The organism is Arthrobacter sp. B2I5 (assembly GCF_030816735.1).
Taxonomy (GTDB): Bacteria; Actinomycetota; Actinomycetes; order Actinomycetales; family Micrococcaceae; genus Arthrobacter.
Map to the genome: position 1 here is coordinate 4203299 of NZ_JAUSYF010000001.1, position 17127 is coordinate 4220425.

Genomic DNA, 17127 nt, shown 5'->3' on the forward strand with positions numbered 1-17127 from the left:
TTATTTCGCCCCGGCCGTTGCAGATGCCAGGCCCAGCCACTCGCGGATCGCCGGACCGTCCTCGTCCAGCAGCGGTGGTGCATCGTGCTCAGTCAGGGTGGTTTCGGCTGCGTCCCCGGGGGCGAAGAACCGCAGCGGCGGGCCGGGCAGGCTCACCTTTCCGAGCAGCGGGTGATCCACATCCACCACGAGCCCCTGGGACGCCACCTGTTCCCAGGCGTACACCTCGTCAAGCGAGCGGACCTTCCCTGCCGGGATCCCGGCGTCGTTCAGTTTTTCCAGCAGCTCCACCGCGCCATAGCCGGCGAAGGCACGTTCGACGGCGGCAATCACCCCTACGCGGTTCCGCACCCTTTCGGCGTTGCTGGCAAAGCCTGGCGCAGCGGGGTCCAGGCCGAAGGCCGATGCAAAGGACTGCCACAGCTTCTCGCTGCCCACGCTGATCTGCACGCTCCCGTCCTTGCAGTTGAACAGGCCGTAGGGTGCGATGGAAGGGTGGTGGTTGCCCTGGGCCTGCGGTACTTCGCCGGCAACCGTGGTCCTGGTGCCCTGGAAGGCATGGACGCCGATCAGCGAGGCCAGCAGCGAAGTGCGCACCACCTTGCCGTGGCCGGTCCGCTCGCGTTCCACCAGCGCGGCCAGCACGCCGAATGCCCCGTTCATGCCGGAGAGCAGGTCTGCGATCGGGACACCGACGCGCTGGGGGTCGTCCGGGCCGGACCCGGTGAGGGACATGAGCCCCGCCTCGCCCTGCAGGATCTGGTCGTAGCCGCTGCGCTGGGACTCGGGTCCGTCGTGGCCAAAGCCCGTGATGGAGAGGATCACCAGCCGCGGGTTGAGCTCATGCATAGCCGCGGTGGAGAAGCCCAGCCGGTCCATGACCCCGGGGCGGAAGTTCTCGATCACCACGTCCGCCCGCTCCAGCAGGCCGCGGAGCACCGCCTGCCCGTCGCCGCTCTTCAGGTCCAGGCTGATGGATTCCTTGTTGCGGTTGCAGGACATGAAGTAGGTGGACTGGAGGCCGTCTTCCGGGCCGACGAAGGGCGGCCCCCACCCGCGGGTGTCGTCACCGGTTCCCGGGTTTTCCACTTTGATGACACGGGCCCCGAGGTCCGCCAGCATCATGCCTGCGTGGGGTCCGGCCAGCGCGCGGCTGAGGTCGACGACGGTGTGCCCGGCCAGCGGGCCTTGGCGGTTTTCGGTGCTCATGGTCTGGGTTTCCTTTCTGGAACGGGTGGCGGAACGCCGGCGGGTGCAGCTGCGGCTAGAGCCAGCCGGGCACCACCAGCGCCAGCCACGCCAGGACGGGGCCGGCCACGATGACGATGCCGCTGTAACCGAGGATCCGCTTGTAGAACTGGTCCTTATCCACGCCTTCCGGGGCGTTGGCCAGGACCAGGGCGCCGTTGGTGGAGAACGGTGAGACGTCCACGATGGTGGCGGACACCGCCAGGGCGCAGATGACGCCGACTGCACCGATCTCGCCGGTGGAGAGGAACGGAACGGCGAGCGGGATGAGGGCGGCCAGGATGGCGGTGGAGGAGGCGAAAGCGGATACTACGGCGCCGATGAAGCAGATGAGGAGGGCTGCCAGCAGCGGCATGCCCATGCCGGCCACGCCGTTGGAGACGAATTCGATGGTGCCGGCTTCCTCCAGCACGCCCACGAAGGTCAGCATGCCGCAGATCAGCAGCACGGTGGACCAGCTGATCTTGTTGATGGCGCCCTTCTGGGCTGCGGGTGACACCAGGGCCAGCACGATGGCGATGGTGATGGACACGAAGCCGACGTCCATCTTGAAGCCAAGTGCCACGACGGCCAGGGCAATCAAGCCGGCGATGGTGACCAGCTGGGGAATCCGCTCTTTGCGTTCCCTGGTGGCTGCGACGCCGTCGCCCGCGGGGTCCCGGGGACCGTACATGCCCGATCCGAAGCCCTTGAAGGGGACGTCCGTGCCAGCCTTGGCGCCGACGCTGACGGCCATCCTGGCCTCAGCCGCCTGCTCCACGAAGTGGCCCACCTTGGAGGACAGGAGGTTCCGTCCGCCCAGGACCACGAAGAGCACCAGGGCGATGACCAGGTTGAAAATGAAGCTCGACAGGAAGAGCGCGGTGGGGCTGAAGGCAAGGTCGGTCTTGGCCAGGATGCCGTTGACGGTGACGCCGTAGACGGCAATGGGCGAGAAGCCGCCCGCCTGCGCCCCGTGGATCACCATCATGCCCATCAGCAGCGGGCTGATCTTGTACTTGCCGGCGAAGCTCAGGGCGATGGGGGCAATGATGGCGACGGCGGCGGGAGACAGGGCGCCCACGGCCGTGATGACGGCGGTGATGGCGAACATGACCCACGGGATGAGGGCCACGCGGCTGCCCACCAGGCGGACGGCGCCGCGGACCAGCAGATCGATGGTGCCGTTGTTCTGCGCGATGGCGAACAGGTAGGTGACGCCGACGATCGTGAGGAAGAGGCCGCCGGGAAAGTTGGCCAGGATCTCGTTGGTGGACATGCCCAGCACCACGGCGCCGAGCAGGAACGCGCCCACGAAGGCGAGGGCGCCCATGTTGAGGGGCAGGACGGTGGCGAGCAGGAACATCGCCGCGAGGATGATGATCGATAGGACAGGAGCGGACATCGTTGGTCCTCCATTGGGGGAAGAAGAATGTGAGGTGAGTTACTGGCTCACTGGACTAGCCTCTTAGACAGTGAGTCTATCTGTCAATAGAACGAGGAGGTATTCTGTTCCGTACGACCCAAGGGAGGGCTTTGTGGAGAAGACAGCACGGCTGGGCCTGGAACGCGTCACGCGGCCACGGCTGTATGAGCAGCTGGTGGAGCAGATCCTCGCCTACATCGAGTCGGCCCAGCTTCGCCCCGGGGATCTCCTGCCGGCGGAACGCGACCTTGCCGAAAGGCTGGGGGTCTCCCGGGCAACATTGGCACAGGCCCTGGTGGCCTTGGAGGTGCTTGGCGTCATCGACGTCCAGCACGGAACCGGTGCGGTCCTGGCCCGGCGGCCCAGCGTGGCGTCGGTCATCAAGGGCCTGCGCGAGCATCAGAGCCGGCTGCCGGAGATCGTGGAAGCGCGCAGCACCCTGGAAGTAAAGCTTGCCGCCCTCGCCGCGGAGCGCCGGACCGACCAGGACCTGGCCGCCATCGACAACGCCCTGGACGTCATGGCCAAGGAAATCAACGACGGCGACCGCGGCACCCACGGCGATGAACTGTTCCACCAGGCCATCACCGCGGCCGCGCACTCCTCCGTCCTGGCACAGTTAATGGCCTTCATTGCCGAAATGATCCTGGAAACCCGGATGGAGTCCCTGGGCCAGCCCGGCCGGCCGGAGCAGTCCCTGGCGTCGCACCGGAAGATCGCCGATGCCGTCCGTGCCCAGGATCCGGAAGCGGCCGCAGACGCCATGCTGGCGCACATCGAGCTTGTCTCGGACGTGGAACTGCTCCGCTAGGCGCCGCCAAGCCGCTCTCCAGGGAGGCAACTCCCCGCCTTATGGACCGATCCCCCTGTAATACGCGGGGGAATAGTCCATCCGGAGGGGACTTTTATGCGCGACACGCGGGGACGTCTGGTTTCCCGGACAGCAGGGAGCGGTAACGGGTGTAGACGGAGAACCAAACCCGGTGTGATGGACACTACGTTTTCCATCACTGAGGAGTTAGGCCATGGCCGGAGGCAGCACCGCCGTAGAGGCACGATCGATCGATATGATTCCGCCCGGCGAGCGGCACGGCCACCCACGCGGCCAGTTCACCCTGTGGTTCGGTGCCAACGCCCAGATCACAGCCATTGTGGATGGCGCCCTGGCCGTGGTGTTCGGCGCCGACGCCTTCTGGGCCATTGTTGGCCTGCTGGTGGGGAACGTGCTGGGCGGCGCCGTCATGGCCCTCCACTCAGCGCAGGGCCCCAAGCTGGGCTTGCCGCAGATGATCTCCAGCCGCGCCCAGTTCGGCGTCTACGGGGCCGTGATTCCGCTGGTGCTGGTCATCCTGATGTACGTCGGATTCGCCTCCACCGGCACCGTCCTGTCGGGGCAGGCGATCAACCTCATGCTGGGAGTGGACGCGCCCGCCGTCGGAATTCTCCTCTTCGGTGCCGCAACAGCACTTCTGGCCATCCTGGGCTATAAATACATCCATGCACTGGGCCGAATCGCCACGGCGCTGGGGCTGACGGGCTTCCTGTACCTGACGGTTGCCGTTGCCACCAAGTTCGACGTCACCCAGGTAATGATGGTCAAGGGCTTTGAGTGGCCCACCTTCCTCACCGCCATTGCCCTGGGCGCCGGCTGGCAGCTTACCTTCGGCCCCTATGTTGCCGACTACTCCCGTTACCTGCCCGCGGACACCTCGGAACGGAAGACCTTCTGGTACACGTTCGCCGGCTCTGTGGGCGGCGCGCAGTGGGCCATGACTTTGGGCGCCCTGGCCGGCGGCCTCTCCGCCGCAAAGCTGGGCGGGGACTTCCTGAAGAACCAGGTGGGCTACATGGGCGACCTCGCCGGCGGCGGCCTGATCGCTGGCTTCATCTACCTGATGATCGTCACGGGCAAGCTGACGGTGAACTGCCTCAATGCCTACGGCGCGTTCATGTGCGGCGTGACCATCAGCACCGCCGTCAACCGAAGGGATACCGTCTCCAAGGCCGTGCGGATTGCCTTCATCGTTGCGGTGATTGGGGCCAGCGTGCTCATCGCACTCTTTGCCAGCAAGGATTTCCTGAACCTGTTCAAGAACTTCGTCCTCCTGCTGCTCATGGTGTTTACGCCGTGGTCGGTCATCAACCTGGTGGACTACTACAAGATCTCGCGGGACCGCCTCGACATCCCCGCCCTCTACAACCCGGACGGCCGTTACGGCCGCTGGAACGTCGCCGCCCTGGTTTCCTATGGAATCGGCGTCGTCATCCAGGTCCCGTTCCTGGCGCAGGCGCTGTACACCGGGCCGGTGACCAAACTGCTGGGCGGCGCGGACATCTCCTGGCTCGTGGGCATCGTGGTCACCCTGGCCATCTACTACCCGTGGGCCAGGGCCACCAACCGCGCGCCGGCGCAGACGATCTACCCGGAGAATCCGGCCCAGACGCCGGCCGTTGCAATGAACGGATAAGGCACGACGGCGGTGCGGGCCCGGGTGGCTGGGCTCGGCAGCAGCCAGGGCTGCCGTCGCCTTCGCTTTCCCGGGCGGGCGGGGCTAGAAAGTGCCGGTATTCGAACCGACAGTGCCGGCGACGGCCAGGCCGATGATGAGCAGGAGCCAGATGGCTCCGTAACCCAGCAGGCACAGGTACCCCAGCACCAGGCCGGTGATGGACATACCCCTGCCGGAGGGTTCGCGGCGGAGGGCCAGGTGGCCGGTGATGATGGCGGCAAACTGCGGGAGCAACAGCCAGCCCATGAGGACCGACGCAATGCCGCAGACCATGCTCGCGATGCTCAAGGTCTTCGCTTCCACCGGCCGGCCGTAGTAGGACGGCTGGCCAAAGTACTGCGGCTGGTTGTACTGGTGCTGCTTGTACTGGGCTTGGTTGTACGGTGCCTGGCCGTACTGGGTTTGGCCACGGCTGTAGCCCTGCCCATTTTGGGGTGGCGGCTGGTAGCTGGGCCACGGCGAACCGTCACGCTGGTAGTCAGGTCCCTGGGATGGCTGGTTACTCATGTTTCTCCCCTGCGAATCTGGCTCCAGCCTACTTCAGTGCAGGACCAGGCGGACCGCCAGGATCAGCATCAGCACGCCGATGGCCGCATCAATCCAGCGCCAGGTGCGGGTGCTGCTGAGCACTCCCGCCAGCGCCCTTGCCCCGTACCCCAGGGCGGAGAACCACACCACGCTTCCTGTGACCGCGCCTGAGGCGAAGATCCACCGCAGGTCGGCGCCCTGCTGGTTGGCAAGGCTGCCCACCAGCACCACCGTGTCCAGGTAGACATGCGGGTTCAGGAAGGTCAGGGCCGCCGTAGTGGCAATCACCGAATTCTTCGACCTGGGAGCCTGTTCCGCCAGGGCCGAGGGTTTCGCGGCCGCCATGAAGGACCGTACCGCGAACGACAGCAGGTAGGCCGCTCCGGCCCAGCGCAGCACTTCCAGCGCCTCGGGAAACCGGGTGACCAGGGCCCCGATGCCCGCCGTTCCGGCCAGGATCAACAGGGCGTCGCCGGCCATGCAGACAGCCACCACCGCCCCGACGTGCTCCCGCCGGATGCCCTGGCGGAGCACGAAGGCGTTCTGGGCCCCGATCGCCACGATCAGCGCCATCCCGGTCAGCATTCCCGTTATTCCTGCAGTCCACATAGCTATGACGGTAGGTTTCCGGCCACACTGTAGGCAAATGAAGGATTCTTGGCGCGCATTAGAATAGCTTCATGAACCTGGAGCATCTGAAAGCCTTGGTGGCTGTTATTGATGAAGGAACGTTTGAGGCAGCCGCGGACCTGCTCCGGATCACGCCCTCCGCGGTAAGCCAGCGGATCAAGGCCCTCGAAGCTTCGGTAGGCCAGGTGCTGGTGCGCCGGAGGTTGCCCTGCTCGGCCACCGACGCCGGCGCACTGCTGCTGCGGATGGCCCGCCAGGTGCAGGTGCTGGAGGCGGAGACGTCAGCAGCGCTGGGCTCCGGCAGCGCCGCCCGGGCACACCTGCCGGTGGCCGTCAACGCGGATTCGTTGGCCACCTGGTTTGTCCCTGTCCTGCACCAGGCCGCCGAATGGGAGGACTCTGCCCTCGATCTCCGCGTTGAGGACCAGGGCTACAGCAGCCAGCTGCTGCGCGAGGGCGAGGTCATGGGCGCGGTGACGTCGGATCCCATCCCGGTCAGCGGGTGCAAGGCCGAATTGTTGGGCTCCATGCGCTACATCCCGGTGGCCACTCCGGCGCTTCGCCGCCGGTTCTCCGCCTCCGGGGGCGTGGACTGGGCAGCAATGCCCGTCCTGAAATTCAACACCAAGGACAACCTGCAGCAGCAGCTGCTCACTGGGAAGCCCCTGCGGCAGTCCCCTCCCACGCACACCGTCCCGTCGTCCCAGGGATTCCTCGCGGCCGTCAAAGCCGGCCTGGGCTGGGGAATGATTCCGGAACTCCAGCTGACGGATGAGCTGGAATCCGGCGCCCTGGTCCGGCTCGAGGACGCCGAACACCAGGATGTGGCACTCTACTGGCAGGCTTGGACCCTCGATTCAGACCGGCTCAACCGGATGACCGCTGCAGTCCGTGCGGCAGCCAAAGGGCGGCTGCTGCCGGGAGATGCGGCGGAGGCTAACGGCCCAAGTAGGGCAGGATATAGACGGCAAAAATGACGAAGGCTGCCAGCAGGGCAAGCTTTCCTCCGCTGGTACCGCCATGCTGCTGGGCCTTACCGTTCCGTCCGCGGTGCGCTGATCCCGCCGACGACCCTGTCCGCGTTCCCGCCGTCCGCCGTGTGGGCTGCCCTGACTTCGTTGCACCGGGAGGAAGGGCGCGGCCCGCGGGGTGCCGCGCCTCGCTTTGGCTCCGGCCCGTCCCGTCCCCGGATCCGGAATGCTCCCGCAGACGTTGTGCAGGGCCAGCGGGCGGCAATGCTCCTGCGGGGCGCACCACGGTTCCCGGCCGCACGCTGCGCAGGGCCGTGATGCCTGGCTCCTGCTCATGGGTTAGCTGCTGGCCCAGATGCGCGTACAGGCCCACGACAGTCTGCTGGTCGAGCACGGCCGGCAGCGACTCGATGGCGCCCACCACCCGCTGCGAACCCGCCACGGCAACATCAGAGTCCGTGACTCCGAAAAGATCAGGCTGCGCGGACATGCAGATGAGTGGCCGCACCAACCGGCGGTGCGGCGGAGCCAGGACCGAGGCCACGGCAGCACACTGGGCCAGGGCGCCTTCGACGGCCTGGGTGCGCGCAAACCGGCCCTGCCACAGCACCCCGGACGCCACCCGCACTTCGCCGGTCCAGTTCTTTGAATCAACCACCACAACACCACCGGGGCCCACCAGGACGTGGTCAAGGTTCGCTTTGGGCCGCCCAGGCCAGTGGACGTCGTGGAGCACGTACCAGCCGCGTGGGACCAGTTCGCTGAGCTTCTCGGCCACCACCCGCTCGCCAACCGCGCCGGCGTCCCACGCCTTCGTGGAGCGCTCCGCCTGGTCGAGTTGGCGCTTCAGCCTCGCAACGCGCTCGGCAGCCAGCCTGGACTGCTCAGCTGCCCCGTCTCCTGCCCCCATTGGACGTCCCCGTTTCCTTGCCGGACGGACGACGGCGGCGGCCCGCCGTCGTCCGTTGTCTTTCGGTTGTTTTCCTGGAATTTTTTGAAAGGTAGCAGGGCGCCAAAGGCCGGGTATATAGGTACTTTCCGGCCGGGTACTCAGGTGGACTACTTGGTTGACGGCGTCATTGCATGTCACAGGGTCCGGATTTTGGGCGGGTCGTTTGGACTCCTGCCAGCTTCTGGCATGCTGGAGCCATGGCTAGCCGAGCGGGCACAGTTGCCCAACCCCAGGACCTTGTTGACATCACTGCGCTCCTTGACGCGTATTACGACATTGCGCCGGACTTGGGTGATCCCGGCCAGCGCGTGGTGTTTGGCACCTCGGGGCACCGGGGATCCAGCCTCAAGGCGTCGTTTAACGAACAGCACATCGTTGCCATCACCCAGGCAATCGTGGAATACCGGGCGGCACAGGGCGTCACCGGCCCCCTGTTCCTGGCCAAGGACACCCACGCCCTCAGCGAGCCCGCACAGAACTCCGCCCTGGAGGTGCTCGCCGCCAACGGCGTCCAGGTCCTTGTCGACGCCAGGCACGGCTACACGCCCACCCCCGCCCTGAGCCACGCCATCCTTACGTACAACCGGAAGGCCGCGCCCGGAGCCCCGCAGGCCGACGGCATCGTGGTGACCCCCAGCCACAACCCGCCCGGCGACGGCGGCTTCAAGTACAACCCCCCGCATGGCGGCCCGGCGGACTCGGACGCCACCGGCTGGATCGCCAACCGGGCCAACGAGCTGCTGGAAAACGGGCTGCGCGGCGTGAAGCGGATTCCGCTGGCTGACGCCCAGGCCGCGGATACCACGGGCAAGTTCGACTTCCTGAGCAGCTATGTGGACGACCTTCCGTCCGTCCTGAACCTGGACGCCATCCGCAATGCCGGCGTCCGGATCGGCGCCGACCCCATGGGCGGGGCGTCCGTGGACTACTGGGGCGAGATCGGTGAGCGGCACCACCTGGACCTCACAGTGGTGAACCCGACCGTTGACCCGCAGTGGGCCTTCATGACCCTGGACTGGGACGAGAAGATCCGCATGGACTGCTCCTCGCCGTCGGCCATGGCCTCGCTGATCCAGCGGATGTCCGACGCCGCAGCCTCCGGCCAGCCCGCCTTCGATGTGGCCACCGGCAACGACGCCGACGCCGACCGCCACGGCATCGTCACCCCGGACGCCGGGCTGATGAACCCCAACCACTACCTGGCCGTCGCCATCGACTACCTCTACCGCAACCGCAGCGGCTGGAACCCGGCCTCGGTCATCGGCAAGACCCTGGTGTCCTCCTCGATCATCGACCGCGTCGCCGAGAGCCTGGGCCGCAAGCTCGTGGAGGTTCCCGTTGGCTTCAAGTGGTTCGTGCCCGGCCTGCTCTCCGGTGAAGGCGCATTCGGCGGCGAGGAATCCGCCGGTGCCTCCTTCAACAAGCTGGACGGCAGCGTCTGGACCACGGACAAGGACGGCATCCTGCTGGCACTGCTGGCCTCGGAGATCACAGCGGTCACCGGCAACTCCCCGTCCCAGCTGTACAAGGGGCTGACGGACAAGTTCGGCGCCCCCGTCTACGCGCGGATCGATGCCGCAGCCACCCGGGAGCAGAAGGCCGCACTTGGCAAGCTGTCGCCGTCGGATGTCACGGCAACCGAACTGGCGGGCGAGACGATCACGGCCAAGCTCACCGAGGCCCCCGGCAACGGCGCGGCCATCGGCGGCCTGAAGGTGGTCACCGAGAACGCCTGGTTCGCGGCCCGTCCCTCCGGCACCGAGGACGTGTACAAGATCTACGCCGAGTCCTTCAAGGGCGAGGAGCACCTCAAGCAGGTGCAGGCGGAGGCCAAGGCATTGGTGGACAGCGTCATCGCCTAGCCCTGCTCCGGGAACTCCTGGCTCCAGAGCCGGAGGACACGCCTGGTGGTGTGGTCCCCGCCGGGAGCCATATCCACCAGGGCGACGCGGTCAAGCACGACGGCGTCGCCCGGGTGGAGGCGCTTGCTGCCATGGTGTGAAACATGGGGCCGGTAGCCCGCGCGGGTGTGCGCCGGCGTCAGGATCCTGCCGCCGAGGACGCCGACTGCCTCGACGAGATTCTCATGCAGCCTTTGGAGGTCCGGTTGGGGCCTGATGAGGTTGACCGGGACGGAGCCGTTGCGCCCGAACCCCGCGTCCTCCCCCACCACCAGCGGGGCTCCAAGGGCCGCTTCGGCATGCGGCGCAGCGAGCCCGGCGATGCTGTCGGCGACGTCGGCACCATCTGTGGTGGCGGCGTCGAATCTCACCAGGGTGATGTGCAGCGGCCACTCCGTCCGCGGAAAAACCTGGCCGGCAGCCACCGGCTCGACGAAGGCCACAAAGATGAGGTTCCGCAGGGGCATACGCCCAGTCTCCCACCGGCCGGCTTTAAGCACAGATGCCCCATCACTTATGGTTCCCATTCAGCCGAATAGGGACCATAAGTGATGGAGCATCAGGGGAAGCGTTAGACGGTGCGGACGGCCTCGTCGTAGGAGAACTTGGGCTTTGCCTCACCCCAGGCGTCGGCGGCCGGCTGGCCGATGTTGACCACCAGGAAGCTCTTCTGGTCGCCGGCCGGGAAGAAGGCGGCATCGATCGCGGCAAAGTCAGCGCCGGTCATGGGGCCGGCGGCGAAACCGAGCGAGCGTACGGCCAGGATGAAGTAACCGGCCTGCAGGTGGGCGTTGTTGTTGCCCGTGGCGGCGGCGAGCTCCGGATCGGCGTCGTACATGGCCTTGGGGGCGTTGTAGCCGGGGAGGAAGTCTTCCCACTTGCCGGCCCAGTCGGTGTCGTAGCTGAGGATGGCCACGAGCGGAGCCGACGCCGTCTTGGCCTGGTTGCCGCGGGACAGGGCGTCCACCAGCGTGGCGCGGGCCTCGGGCGAGCGGACGTAGGTGACGCGCAGCGGCTGGGAGTTGAAGGCGGTGGGGCCGAACTTGGTGAGCTCGTAGATGGCCTGGGCCTGTTCCTCGGTCACCTCGCCGGTGAAGGAGTTGGCGGTGCGGGCCTGGGCGAAGATGGCGTCCACGGCTGCCGAATCGATAACCGCTTCTTCATGGGCAATGGTCATTGGCTTACCTTTCGCTGCGCCGCCCGACTGCTGGGGTGGCCTCTGATGCTTTCCATAGTTGCAACTTCAAGTGCTTTCCTCCTCTTCCCGTGACGGCCGGTGACGTTGGCCACAGCGGACGGCCGCAAATACTTGGCGGTATTCTGGAGCAAGTTATTCTTTGCCCCCTCGCGGCACCCCCTTGAAAGGCATTCCTTCCCATGAGCATGCTCGGAATCAAATGGAAGCTGCACGGCACCGGCAAAACCATCAAGCCCGGCCAGGTGGTGGCCCCGGATGAGCGGTTGGCGTGGCCCCTGACCATCGGCGTCGGGATGCAGCACGTGGTGGCCATGTTCGGCGCCACCTTCCTGGTTCCCATCATCACCGGGATGCCGCCCGCCACCACGCTGTTCTTCTCCGGGATCGGCACGCTGCTGTTCCTGGTAATCACTAAGGGCCGGGTGCCCAGCTACCTGGGCTCGAGCTTCGCGTTCATTGCCCCCATCACGGCTTCACAGGCGCAGTTCGGCATCCCCGGTGCCCTGGGCGGCGTGGTGCTGGCCGGTGCCACCCTGGCCCTGGTGGGTGCCGTGGTGCAGAAGTTCGGCGCCGGCTGGATCAACCGGTTGATGCCGCCCATCGTCACCGGCGCCATCGTGGCACTGATCGGCCTCAACCTGGCCCCCGCCGCCAAGCAGAACTTCGACGCCGCCCCGATCACCGCCCTCATCACACTGGTCACCATCATCCTGGTCAGCGTCCTGTTCCGCGGGATCCTGGGTCGGCTGAGCATCCTGGTGGGCGTGGTGGTGGGCTACCTCGTGGCCATGCTCCGCGGCGAGGTCAAGTACGACAAGATGGACGCCGCGGCCTGGGTGGGCCTGCCGCACTTCCAGACCCCCGAGTTCCACATCGGCGTCCTGGGCCTGTTTGTCCCGGTGGTCCTGGTGCTGGTGGCGGAGAACATCGGCCACGTGAAGTCGGTTGCGGCCATGACGGGGCAGAACCTCGACGGCGTCTCCGGACGCGCGCTGTTGGCTGACGGTGCCGCGACAGTGCTGGCCGGCCTGGGTGGCGGGTCCGGCACCACCACGTACGCGGAGAACATCGGCGTCATGGCAGCCACCAAGGTGTATTCGACGGCGGCCTACTGGGTGGCGGGCATGTTCGCCATCCTGCTCAGCTTCTCACCGAAGTTCGGCGAGCTGATCGCCACCGTCCCGGCAGGCGTGCTGGGCGGCGCGGCCACCATGCTGTACGGCATGATCGGCATCCTGGGCGTGAAGATCTGGGTGCAGAACAAGGTGAACTTCTCCAACCCGGTCAACCTGACCACTGCCGCGGTGGCCCTGATCATCGGCATCGCGGACTACACCTGGACCATCGGCGACCTGAAGTTCACGGGCATCGCCCTGGGTTCGGCCGCCGCCCTGGTGATCTACCACGGCATGAAGGCCATCGCGAACGCCCGCGGAACAGTGGCTGAACCCGAAACCGAGCAGGGCGTACTGCCGCCCGCGGCCAAGGCCGCCATGAAGGCCGCGGCCAAGCGCTCCCCCAAGAAGCGCTAAGCCGCGCTGCCGGTTCCCAGTTCCGGGTCCGTTCCGGGCACCCCATAGGCAGCGCCGGGCACGAGCGTCCCGGCGGCCGGGTGGCCGGGCGGGAAGGGACCGGGACGGCCAACGCCGAACACTGGGCCTGGCTGCGGCCGCTTCGCCGCCAGTCCATTCATCTGGTGAGGCCGCATTCGCTTCAGCACCCATGGCACAAAGTACTGCTTGGCCCACACCAGGTCCTCGGCCCGGGCCTGCGACCAGCCGTGCTCCGGAAGGGGCCGGGGCTGGGACGGTTTGAGCGTGTGCGGTACGCCCAGGGCGTTGAGGGTGGCCACGGCCACCGAGTGGTGGCCCAGCGGGGACAAGTGCAGCCGGTCAGGGTCCCACATCAGCGCGTGCTGCAGTTCCGGCAGGCACCAAAGGTCAACCATGATGGCGTGATGCCGGGTCCCGATTCGGTGGAGGTGTTCGTTGTAGATGGCCACGCGGCCGCGGATCTTGCCGAAGACCGGCGTGTTCCCCCAGTCCGGGCCGGCGTACAGCAGGACCGTGGCGCCCGTAGCTGCCAGGACCCCCACGGCCTCATCAATCTTTTCCGCCAGCTTGTCCGGGTCGCCGCGGCGGAACACGATGTCGTTGCCACCGCCGGACATGGCGATCAGGTCGGGTTTCAGCTCCAGGGCCTGTTCCAGCTGTCCGTCGAGGATCTGCCGCAGCAGCATGCCGCGGATGGCCAGGTTGGCATAGGCGAAGTCCGGCTGGCTGTCGGCCAGCTCCTCCGCCACCCGGTCAGCCCAGCCCCGGAGCCCGCCCAGGCTGTCCGGTTCGGGGTCGCCAACCCCTTCCGTGTAGGAGTCCCCCAGGGCTACAAACCGGTGCCAGGGGTGCCTGCCCGGTCCGTCCGCGATGGAGCGCAGTTCCTGTTTCTCGATGGTCATGCTGTCCTCCCTTCCGCAGCGGGCGGGGGTTCCTTCCCCGCCGCAGCGTTCTTGCGGGGCGACGTTCCGGTTGGAAAGTCCCGCCCCGCCGACGACGGCCGCGGGAGCTCCGCCACGCCGTCGTACGTTTCCTGCCGCAGCCCCGAAGGCTGCCCGGCCCCTGGGCCCATCCCCGTGGGGGCCACAACGTTCAATGCCGCGTCCCGGAGATCCAGCTCGTGGTGCATCGCCTGCGTCTGCAGGAACCGCAGCGCGCCCTCCCGGGTGAGGCCGTATTCGTTCATCAGGCTGCGCACAGCGAGGTCCACCAGGACCAGGGAGCTTTGGACGACGGCGAGGCCCGCCGTCGCTTCCGCACGCTCAGCCACCCGGACCACAACCCGGAGGGCACGCGCCACCTCACGCGCATAACTTTGGCTGAGCACCAGGTCATCGCTGGTGAAGGCATGCGGGGACGGCGCGTAAAGGTTGATGCCGGCACTGGTCCCGCCTTCGGTGAGGATGGGGACAGAGAGGAGGGACTGCACGCCGTGGCCGGCGGCGGCGCTGGAATACCCCGGCCAACGGCGGTCCCGGCTCAGGTCCGACACCAGGACGAACTCCCCGGTACGCATGGCTTCCATGACCGGCCCATCGGCAAACGAACACTGTTCGCGGTCCGCCTCAAGTGCCTGCTCAGTGCTGGCCGCAAGGGTGTGCGCCTTGCCCAGGCGGAAGAGGGTGGCCGCCCAGCTGATGCTGCGGCGCTCACCTTTGATGCCCGCCATGAAATCGCGGGTCACATCCCGGAGGTAGTCTTCAACGTCCTTGCTGTCGAAAACCGGCTCCGGGGTAACTGGAAGCGGTCCCCAGCCAACCTGCCCCGTGGGTTCAGCGGCCATGCTCCAGCCCTGCTATCAGCACTCCGGCCCACTGCAAAACCTTTGTTCTAAGAATACGACCGACGGCGGCCTTAGTGGGCAAACTCGGCGAAACAAGGGGGAAAGGGGGATTCGCGGTACGGGGCGGGCGTAGGTAGGCTTCAGGCGCACCGCAGCAACGGCCAGCCGCAGAAGGAGCCCGCTTTGGACACCCGGAAACTGAAGTATTTCCTGGCGGTTGTTGACCACGGCGGCTTCAACCGCGCGGCCGAACATCTGCTGATCGCCCAGCCCTCGCTGTCACAGACCATCGCCGGGCTGGAAAAAGAGCTGGGCGTCCCCCTGTTCCACCGGATTGGCCGCCGGGCTGTCCTCAGCGACGCCGGCAAGGAGCTGGTGGGTCCGGCACGGCTGGTGATGCGGGACCTCGCGGCGGCACAATCCGCGGTGCAGGCGCTTCGGGGCATCCGGAGCGGCCAGCTGGACATCATCACCATGCCCTCACCGGGAATCGAGCCCCTCACCACCATGATTGCCGCCTTCACGCAGGCTTACCCGTCGGTCCGGCTGAACGTCAGGGCTGCTTTTACGCCGGAGGAAGTCATCGAATCCGTGCGCAGCGGCAGCACGGAAATCGGCTTGGCCGGTTCCCCCACTGCCATCCGCGTTCCCGGCGTCGAAGTCCTGGAACTGGAGCGCCAGCCTCTGATCCTCATCGTCAACCCAAAGGCGGATACCTTCCGTGCCGGCAACGCGATCGTGCGGGAGGACCTTGCCGGCCACCGCATCATTGCAAGCCAGCGCGGTTCCCTGATGCGCTGGCTTGTGGACGATGCACTGGCCCAGGGCATCGAAGCGGAGATTGTGGTGGAGGTGGCCCACCGCACGTCCATCCTCCCCTTGGTTCTGGCCGGTGTGGGGCACGCCGTGATGCCCTCCTCCTGGGCCCCCACCGCGCACAAAGCCCGCCTGCGGACGCTCCTGATCGAACCGGTGCTGCACCTGGAGGTGGCCATCCTGAGCCGTAAGGACGATCTCACTCCCGCGGCCCGCGCCTTCCTGGAGGTCGCCGGGCAGCACGCGGAATAGCCGGGTTTATCGATGCTCCGATAACGCCGTTTTGGGGATTCAGAACGGCGTTATCGGAGCAATCGATGGAAAATCGATAGGCCGTTCCTATCAGCCGGATCGAATCTTGGTCTTGGACGCCGGGTGCGGACCCCCCGTCTACTTGAAGAGGAAGAAATCAGTGTGACTCCGGCAACAGGACACACTGCCCGCATTCAATGAGGAGGTAGCCGCATGGGCGCCAACCAGACTTTCAGCATCGCTTCAATCCCCGCGGACGGCGTGGGCAAGGAAGTGGTGGCCGCCGGCCGCCGCGTCCTTGACGCCCTGGCCGAAAGCTCCAACGGCAAGTTCGCCTTCGACTGGACCGAGTTCCCCTGGGGCTCGGAGTACTACGCCAGGACCGGGCAGATGATGGACCCCAAGGGGCTGGATGCCCTGAAGGACTTCGACGCCATCTACTTCGGTGCCGTCGGATGGGAAAACGTTCCGGACCACATCAGCCTGTGGGGCCTGCGCCTGAACATCACCCAGAACTTCGACCAGTGGGCCAACATCCGCCCCGTGAAGTTCCTCCCGGGCGTTCAGTCCCCGCTGCGCAAGGCCGACAACACGCAACTGGACTGGGTTGTGGTCCGCGAGAACAGCGAGGGTGAATACGCCGGCCTGGGCGGCCGCAACCTTAGCGGCCGCGGCCCGGGCAACGAGGTGGCCCTGCAGACCGCACTGTTCACCGAAAAGGGCTGCGAGCGCATCATGCGCTTCGCATTCGACCTGGCCCGAACCCGCACAGTGAAGAGGGTCTCCTCGGTCACCAAGTCCAACGCCCAGCAGTACGGCATGGTCCTCTGGGACGAGGTCTTCAACCGCGTGGCCCTGGACTACCCGGATGTCCAGACCGAGAGCGTCCTGGTGGATGCCATGAGTGCCAAGTTCATCCTTAAGCCCGAGGACCTGTCAGTGGTGGTCGCCTCCAACCTCAACGCCGACATCCTCTCCGACCTCGGCTCTGCGCTGGCCGGCAGCCTGGGCCTGGCTGCCAGCGCCAACCTGAACCCGGAGCGCCGCTTCCCGTCCATGTTTGAACCCGTCCACGGTTCTGCGCCGGACATCGCCGGCCAGGGCATCAGCAACCCGATCGGTGCCATTGCCAGCGCGGCCCTGATGCTGGACCACTTCGGCCTGCACGAGGAAGCACGTCGGGTCGAAGCCGCCATCGAGGCAGCAACCGGCGCGGGGCACCTGACCCGCGACGTGGGCGGCGACGCCACCACCGAGGACGTCACCGGAGCCATCATCAAGGCCCTGACGCTCGCTCCGGCAGCCGTTTAGGACACCCACCTAAGTATTGGCCACTAACGGTGACGTACGACGGCGGCTGGCGGCCGACGTCGTACGTCA

At 66.7% G+C, this 17127-nt stretch carries 16 protein-coding genes; 7 read left to right on the forward strand and 9 right to left on the reverse strand.

The window, feature by feature from the left end; translation table 11 throughout:
• A complete protein-coding gene (locus tag QFZ60_RS19515; RefSeq protein ID WP_307092622.1) occupies positions 1-1209 on the reverse strand; it encodes a CaiB/BaiF CoA-transferase family protein in 1209 nt (402 codons plus the stop codon).
• 55 nt (positions 1210-1264) lie between these two features.
• Entirely contained in the window at positions 1265-2632 is a 1368-nt protein-coding gene (locus tag QFZ60_RS19520; RefSeq protein WP_307092623.1) for an SLC13 family permease, read from the reverse strand.
• 133 nt (positions 2633-2765) lie between these two features.
• Between QFZ60_RS19520 and QFZ60_RS19525 the strand changes: the two genes are divergently transcribed.
• Together QFZ60_RS19525 and QFZ60_RS19530 are read left to right on the forward strand one after the other, a co-directional pair.
• Positions 2766-3464: a FadR/GntR family transcriptional regulator gene (locus tag QFZ60_RS19525; RefSeq protein WP_307092625.1), complete on the forward strand. Its 699-nt coding sequence runs from the start codon at positions 2766-2768 to the stop codon at positions 3462-3464.
• 214 nt (positions 3465-3678) lie between these two features.
• A complete protein-coding gene (locus tag QFZ60_RS19530; RefSeq protein ID WP_307092626.1) occupies positions 3679-5121 on the forward strand; it encodes a cytosine permease in 1443 nt (480 codons plus the stop codon).
• A gap of 84 nt (positions 5122-5205) precedes the next feature.
• Here QFZ60_RS19530 and QFZ60_RS19535 read toward each other — a convergent pair whose 3' ends face one another.
• Both QFZ60_RS19535 and QFZ60_RS19540 read right to left on the reverse strand, forming a co-directional pair.
• Positions 5206-5670 carry a DUF4190 domain-containing protein gene (locus QFZ60_RS19535; protein WP_307092627.1) on the reverse strand — a complete coding sequence of 155 codons (465 nt, stop codon included), beginning with the start codon at positions 5668-5670 and terminating at the stop codon, positions 5206-5208.
• A 33-nt stretch (positions 5671-5703) separates the two neighbouring features.
• Positions 5704-6276 (reverse strand): LysE/ArgO family amino acid transporter, encoded by a 573-nt coding sequence (locus QFZ60_RS19540; RefSeq protein ID WP_307092629.1) that lies wholly within the window; start codon positions 6274-6276, stop codon positions 5704-5706.
• A 95-nt stretch (positions 6277-6371) separates the two neighbouring features.
• On the opposite strand from QFZ60_RS19540, the gene QFZ60_RS19545 reads away from it, so the two are divergent.
• Entirely contained in the window at positions 6372-7298 is a 927-nt protein-coding gene (locus tag QFZ60_RS19545) for a LysR family transcriptional regulator ArgP (RefSeq protein WP_307092630.1), read from the forward strand.
• Here the strand turns inward: QFZ60_RS19545 and QFZ60_RS19550 are convergent.
• Entirely contained in the window at positions 7258-8202 is a 945-nt protein-coding gene (locus QFZ60_RS19550; RefSeq protein WP_307092631.1) for a nuclease-related domain-containing protein, read from the reverse strand. The two genes, QFZ60_RS19545 and QFZ60_RS19550, sit on opposite strands and share 41 nt — an antisense overlap.
• Positions 8203-8441: 239 nt before the next feature.
• Between QFZ60_RS19550 and pgm the strand changes: the two genes are divergently transcribed.
• Positions 8442-10106: a phosphoglucomutase (alpha-D-glucose-1,6-bisphosphate-dependent) gene (gene pgm, locus QFZ60_RS19555; RefSeq protein WP_307092632.1), complete on the forward strand. Its 1665-nt coding sequence runs from the start codon at positions 8442-8444 to the stop codon at positions 10104-10106.
• Here pgm and QFZ60_RS19560 read toward each other — a convergent pair.
• Together QFZ60_RS19560 and QFZ60_RS19565 are read right to left on the reverse strand one after the other, a co-directional pair.
• The gene (locus QFZ60_RS19560) at positions 10103-10612 is read right to left on the reverse strand and encodes a 2'-5' RNA ligase family protein (protein WP_307092634.1); all 510 of its coding nucleotides are present in this window, start codon (positions 10610-10612) and stop codon (positions 10103-10105) included. The genes pgm and QFZ60_RS19560 overlap by 4 nt on opposite strands.
• Positions 10613-10716: 104 nt before the next feature.
• The gene (locus QFZ60_RS19565) at positions 10717-11322 is read right to left on the reverse strand and encodes a malonic semialdehyde reductase (protein WP_307092635.1); all 606 of its coding nucleotides are present in this window, start codon (positions 11320-11322) and stop codon (positions 10717-10719) included.
• Positions 11323-11522: 200 nt separating this feature from the next.
• On the opposite strand from QFZ60_RS19565, the gene QFZ60_RS19570 reads away from it, so the two are divergent.
• Positions 11523-12875 (forward strand): uracil-xanthine permease family protein, encoded by a 1353-nt coding sequence (locus QFZ60_RS19570; protein WP_307092638.1) that lies wholly within the window; start codon positions 11523-11525, stop codon positions 12873-12875.
• Here the strand turns inward: QFZ60_RS19570 and QFZ60_RS19575 are convergent.
• Positions 12872-13798, reverse strand: coding sequence for an SGNH/GDSL hydrolase family protein (locus tag QFZ60_RS19575; protein ID WP_307092639.1), 927 nt, complete (start codon positions 13796-13798; stop codon positions 12872-12874). The genes QFZ60_RS19570 and QFZ60_RS19575 overlap by 4 nt on opposite strands.
• On the reverse strand, positions 13795-14679 hold the full coding sequence (locus QFZ60_RS19580; protein ID WP_307092640.1) for a GAF and ANTAR domain-containing protein: 885 nt from the start codon (positions 14677-14679) through the stop codon (positions 13795-13797). Before QFZ60_RS19580 ends, QFZ60_RS19575 begins: the two co-directional genes overlap by 4 nt.
• A gap of 183 nt (positions 14680-14862) precedes the next feature.
• Between QFZ60_RS19580 and QFZ60_RS19585 the strand changes: the two genes are divergently transcribed.
• Both QFZ60_RS19585 and QFZ60_RS19590 read left to right on the forward strand, forming a co-directional pair.
• Positions 14863-15747, forward strand: a complete 885-nt coding sequence (locus QFZ60_RS19585) for a LysR family transcriptional regulator (RefSeq protein ID WP_307092641.1) — start codon at positions 14863-14865, stop codon at positions 15745-15747.
• Between the two features lie 213 nt (positions 15748-15960).
• Entirely contained in the window at positions 15961-17058 is a 1098-nt protein-coding gene (locus tag QFZ60_RS19590; protein ID WP_307092643.1) for a tartrate dehydrogenase, read from the forward strand.
• Positions 17059-17127 lie beyond the last annotated feature (69 nt).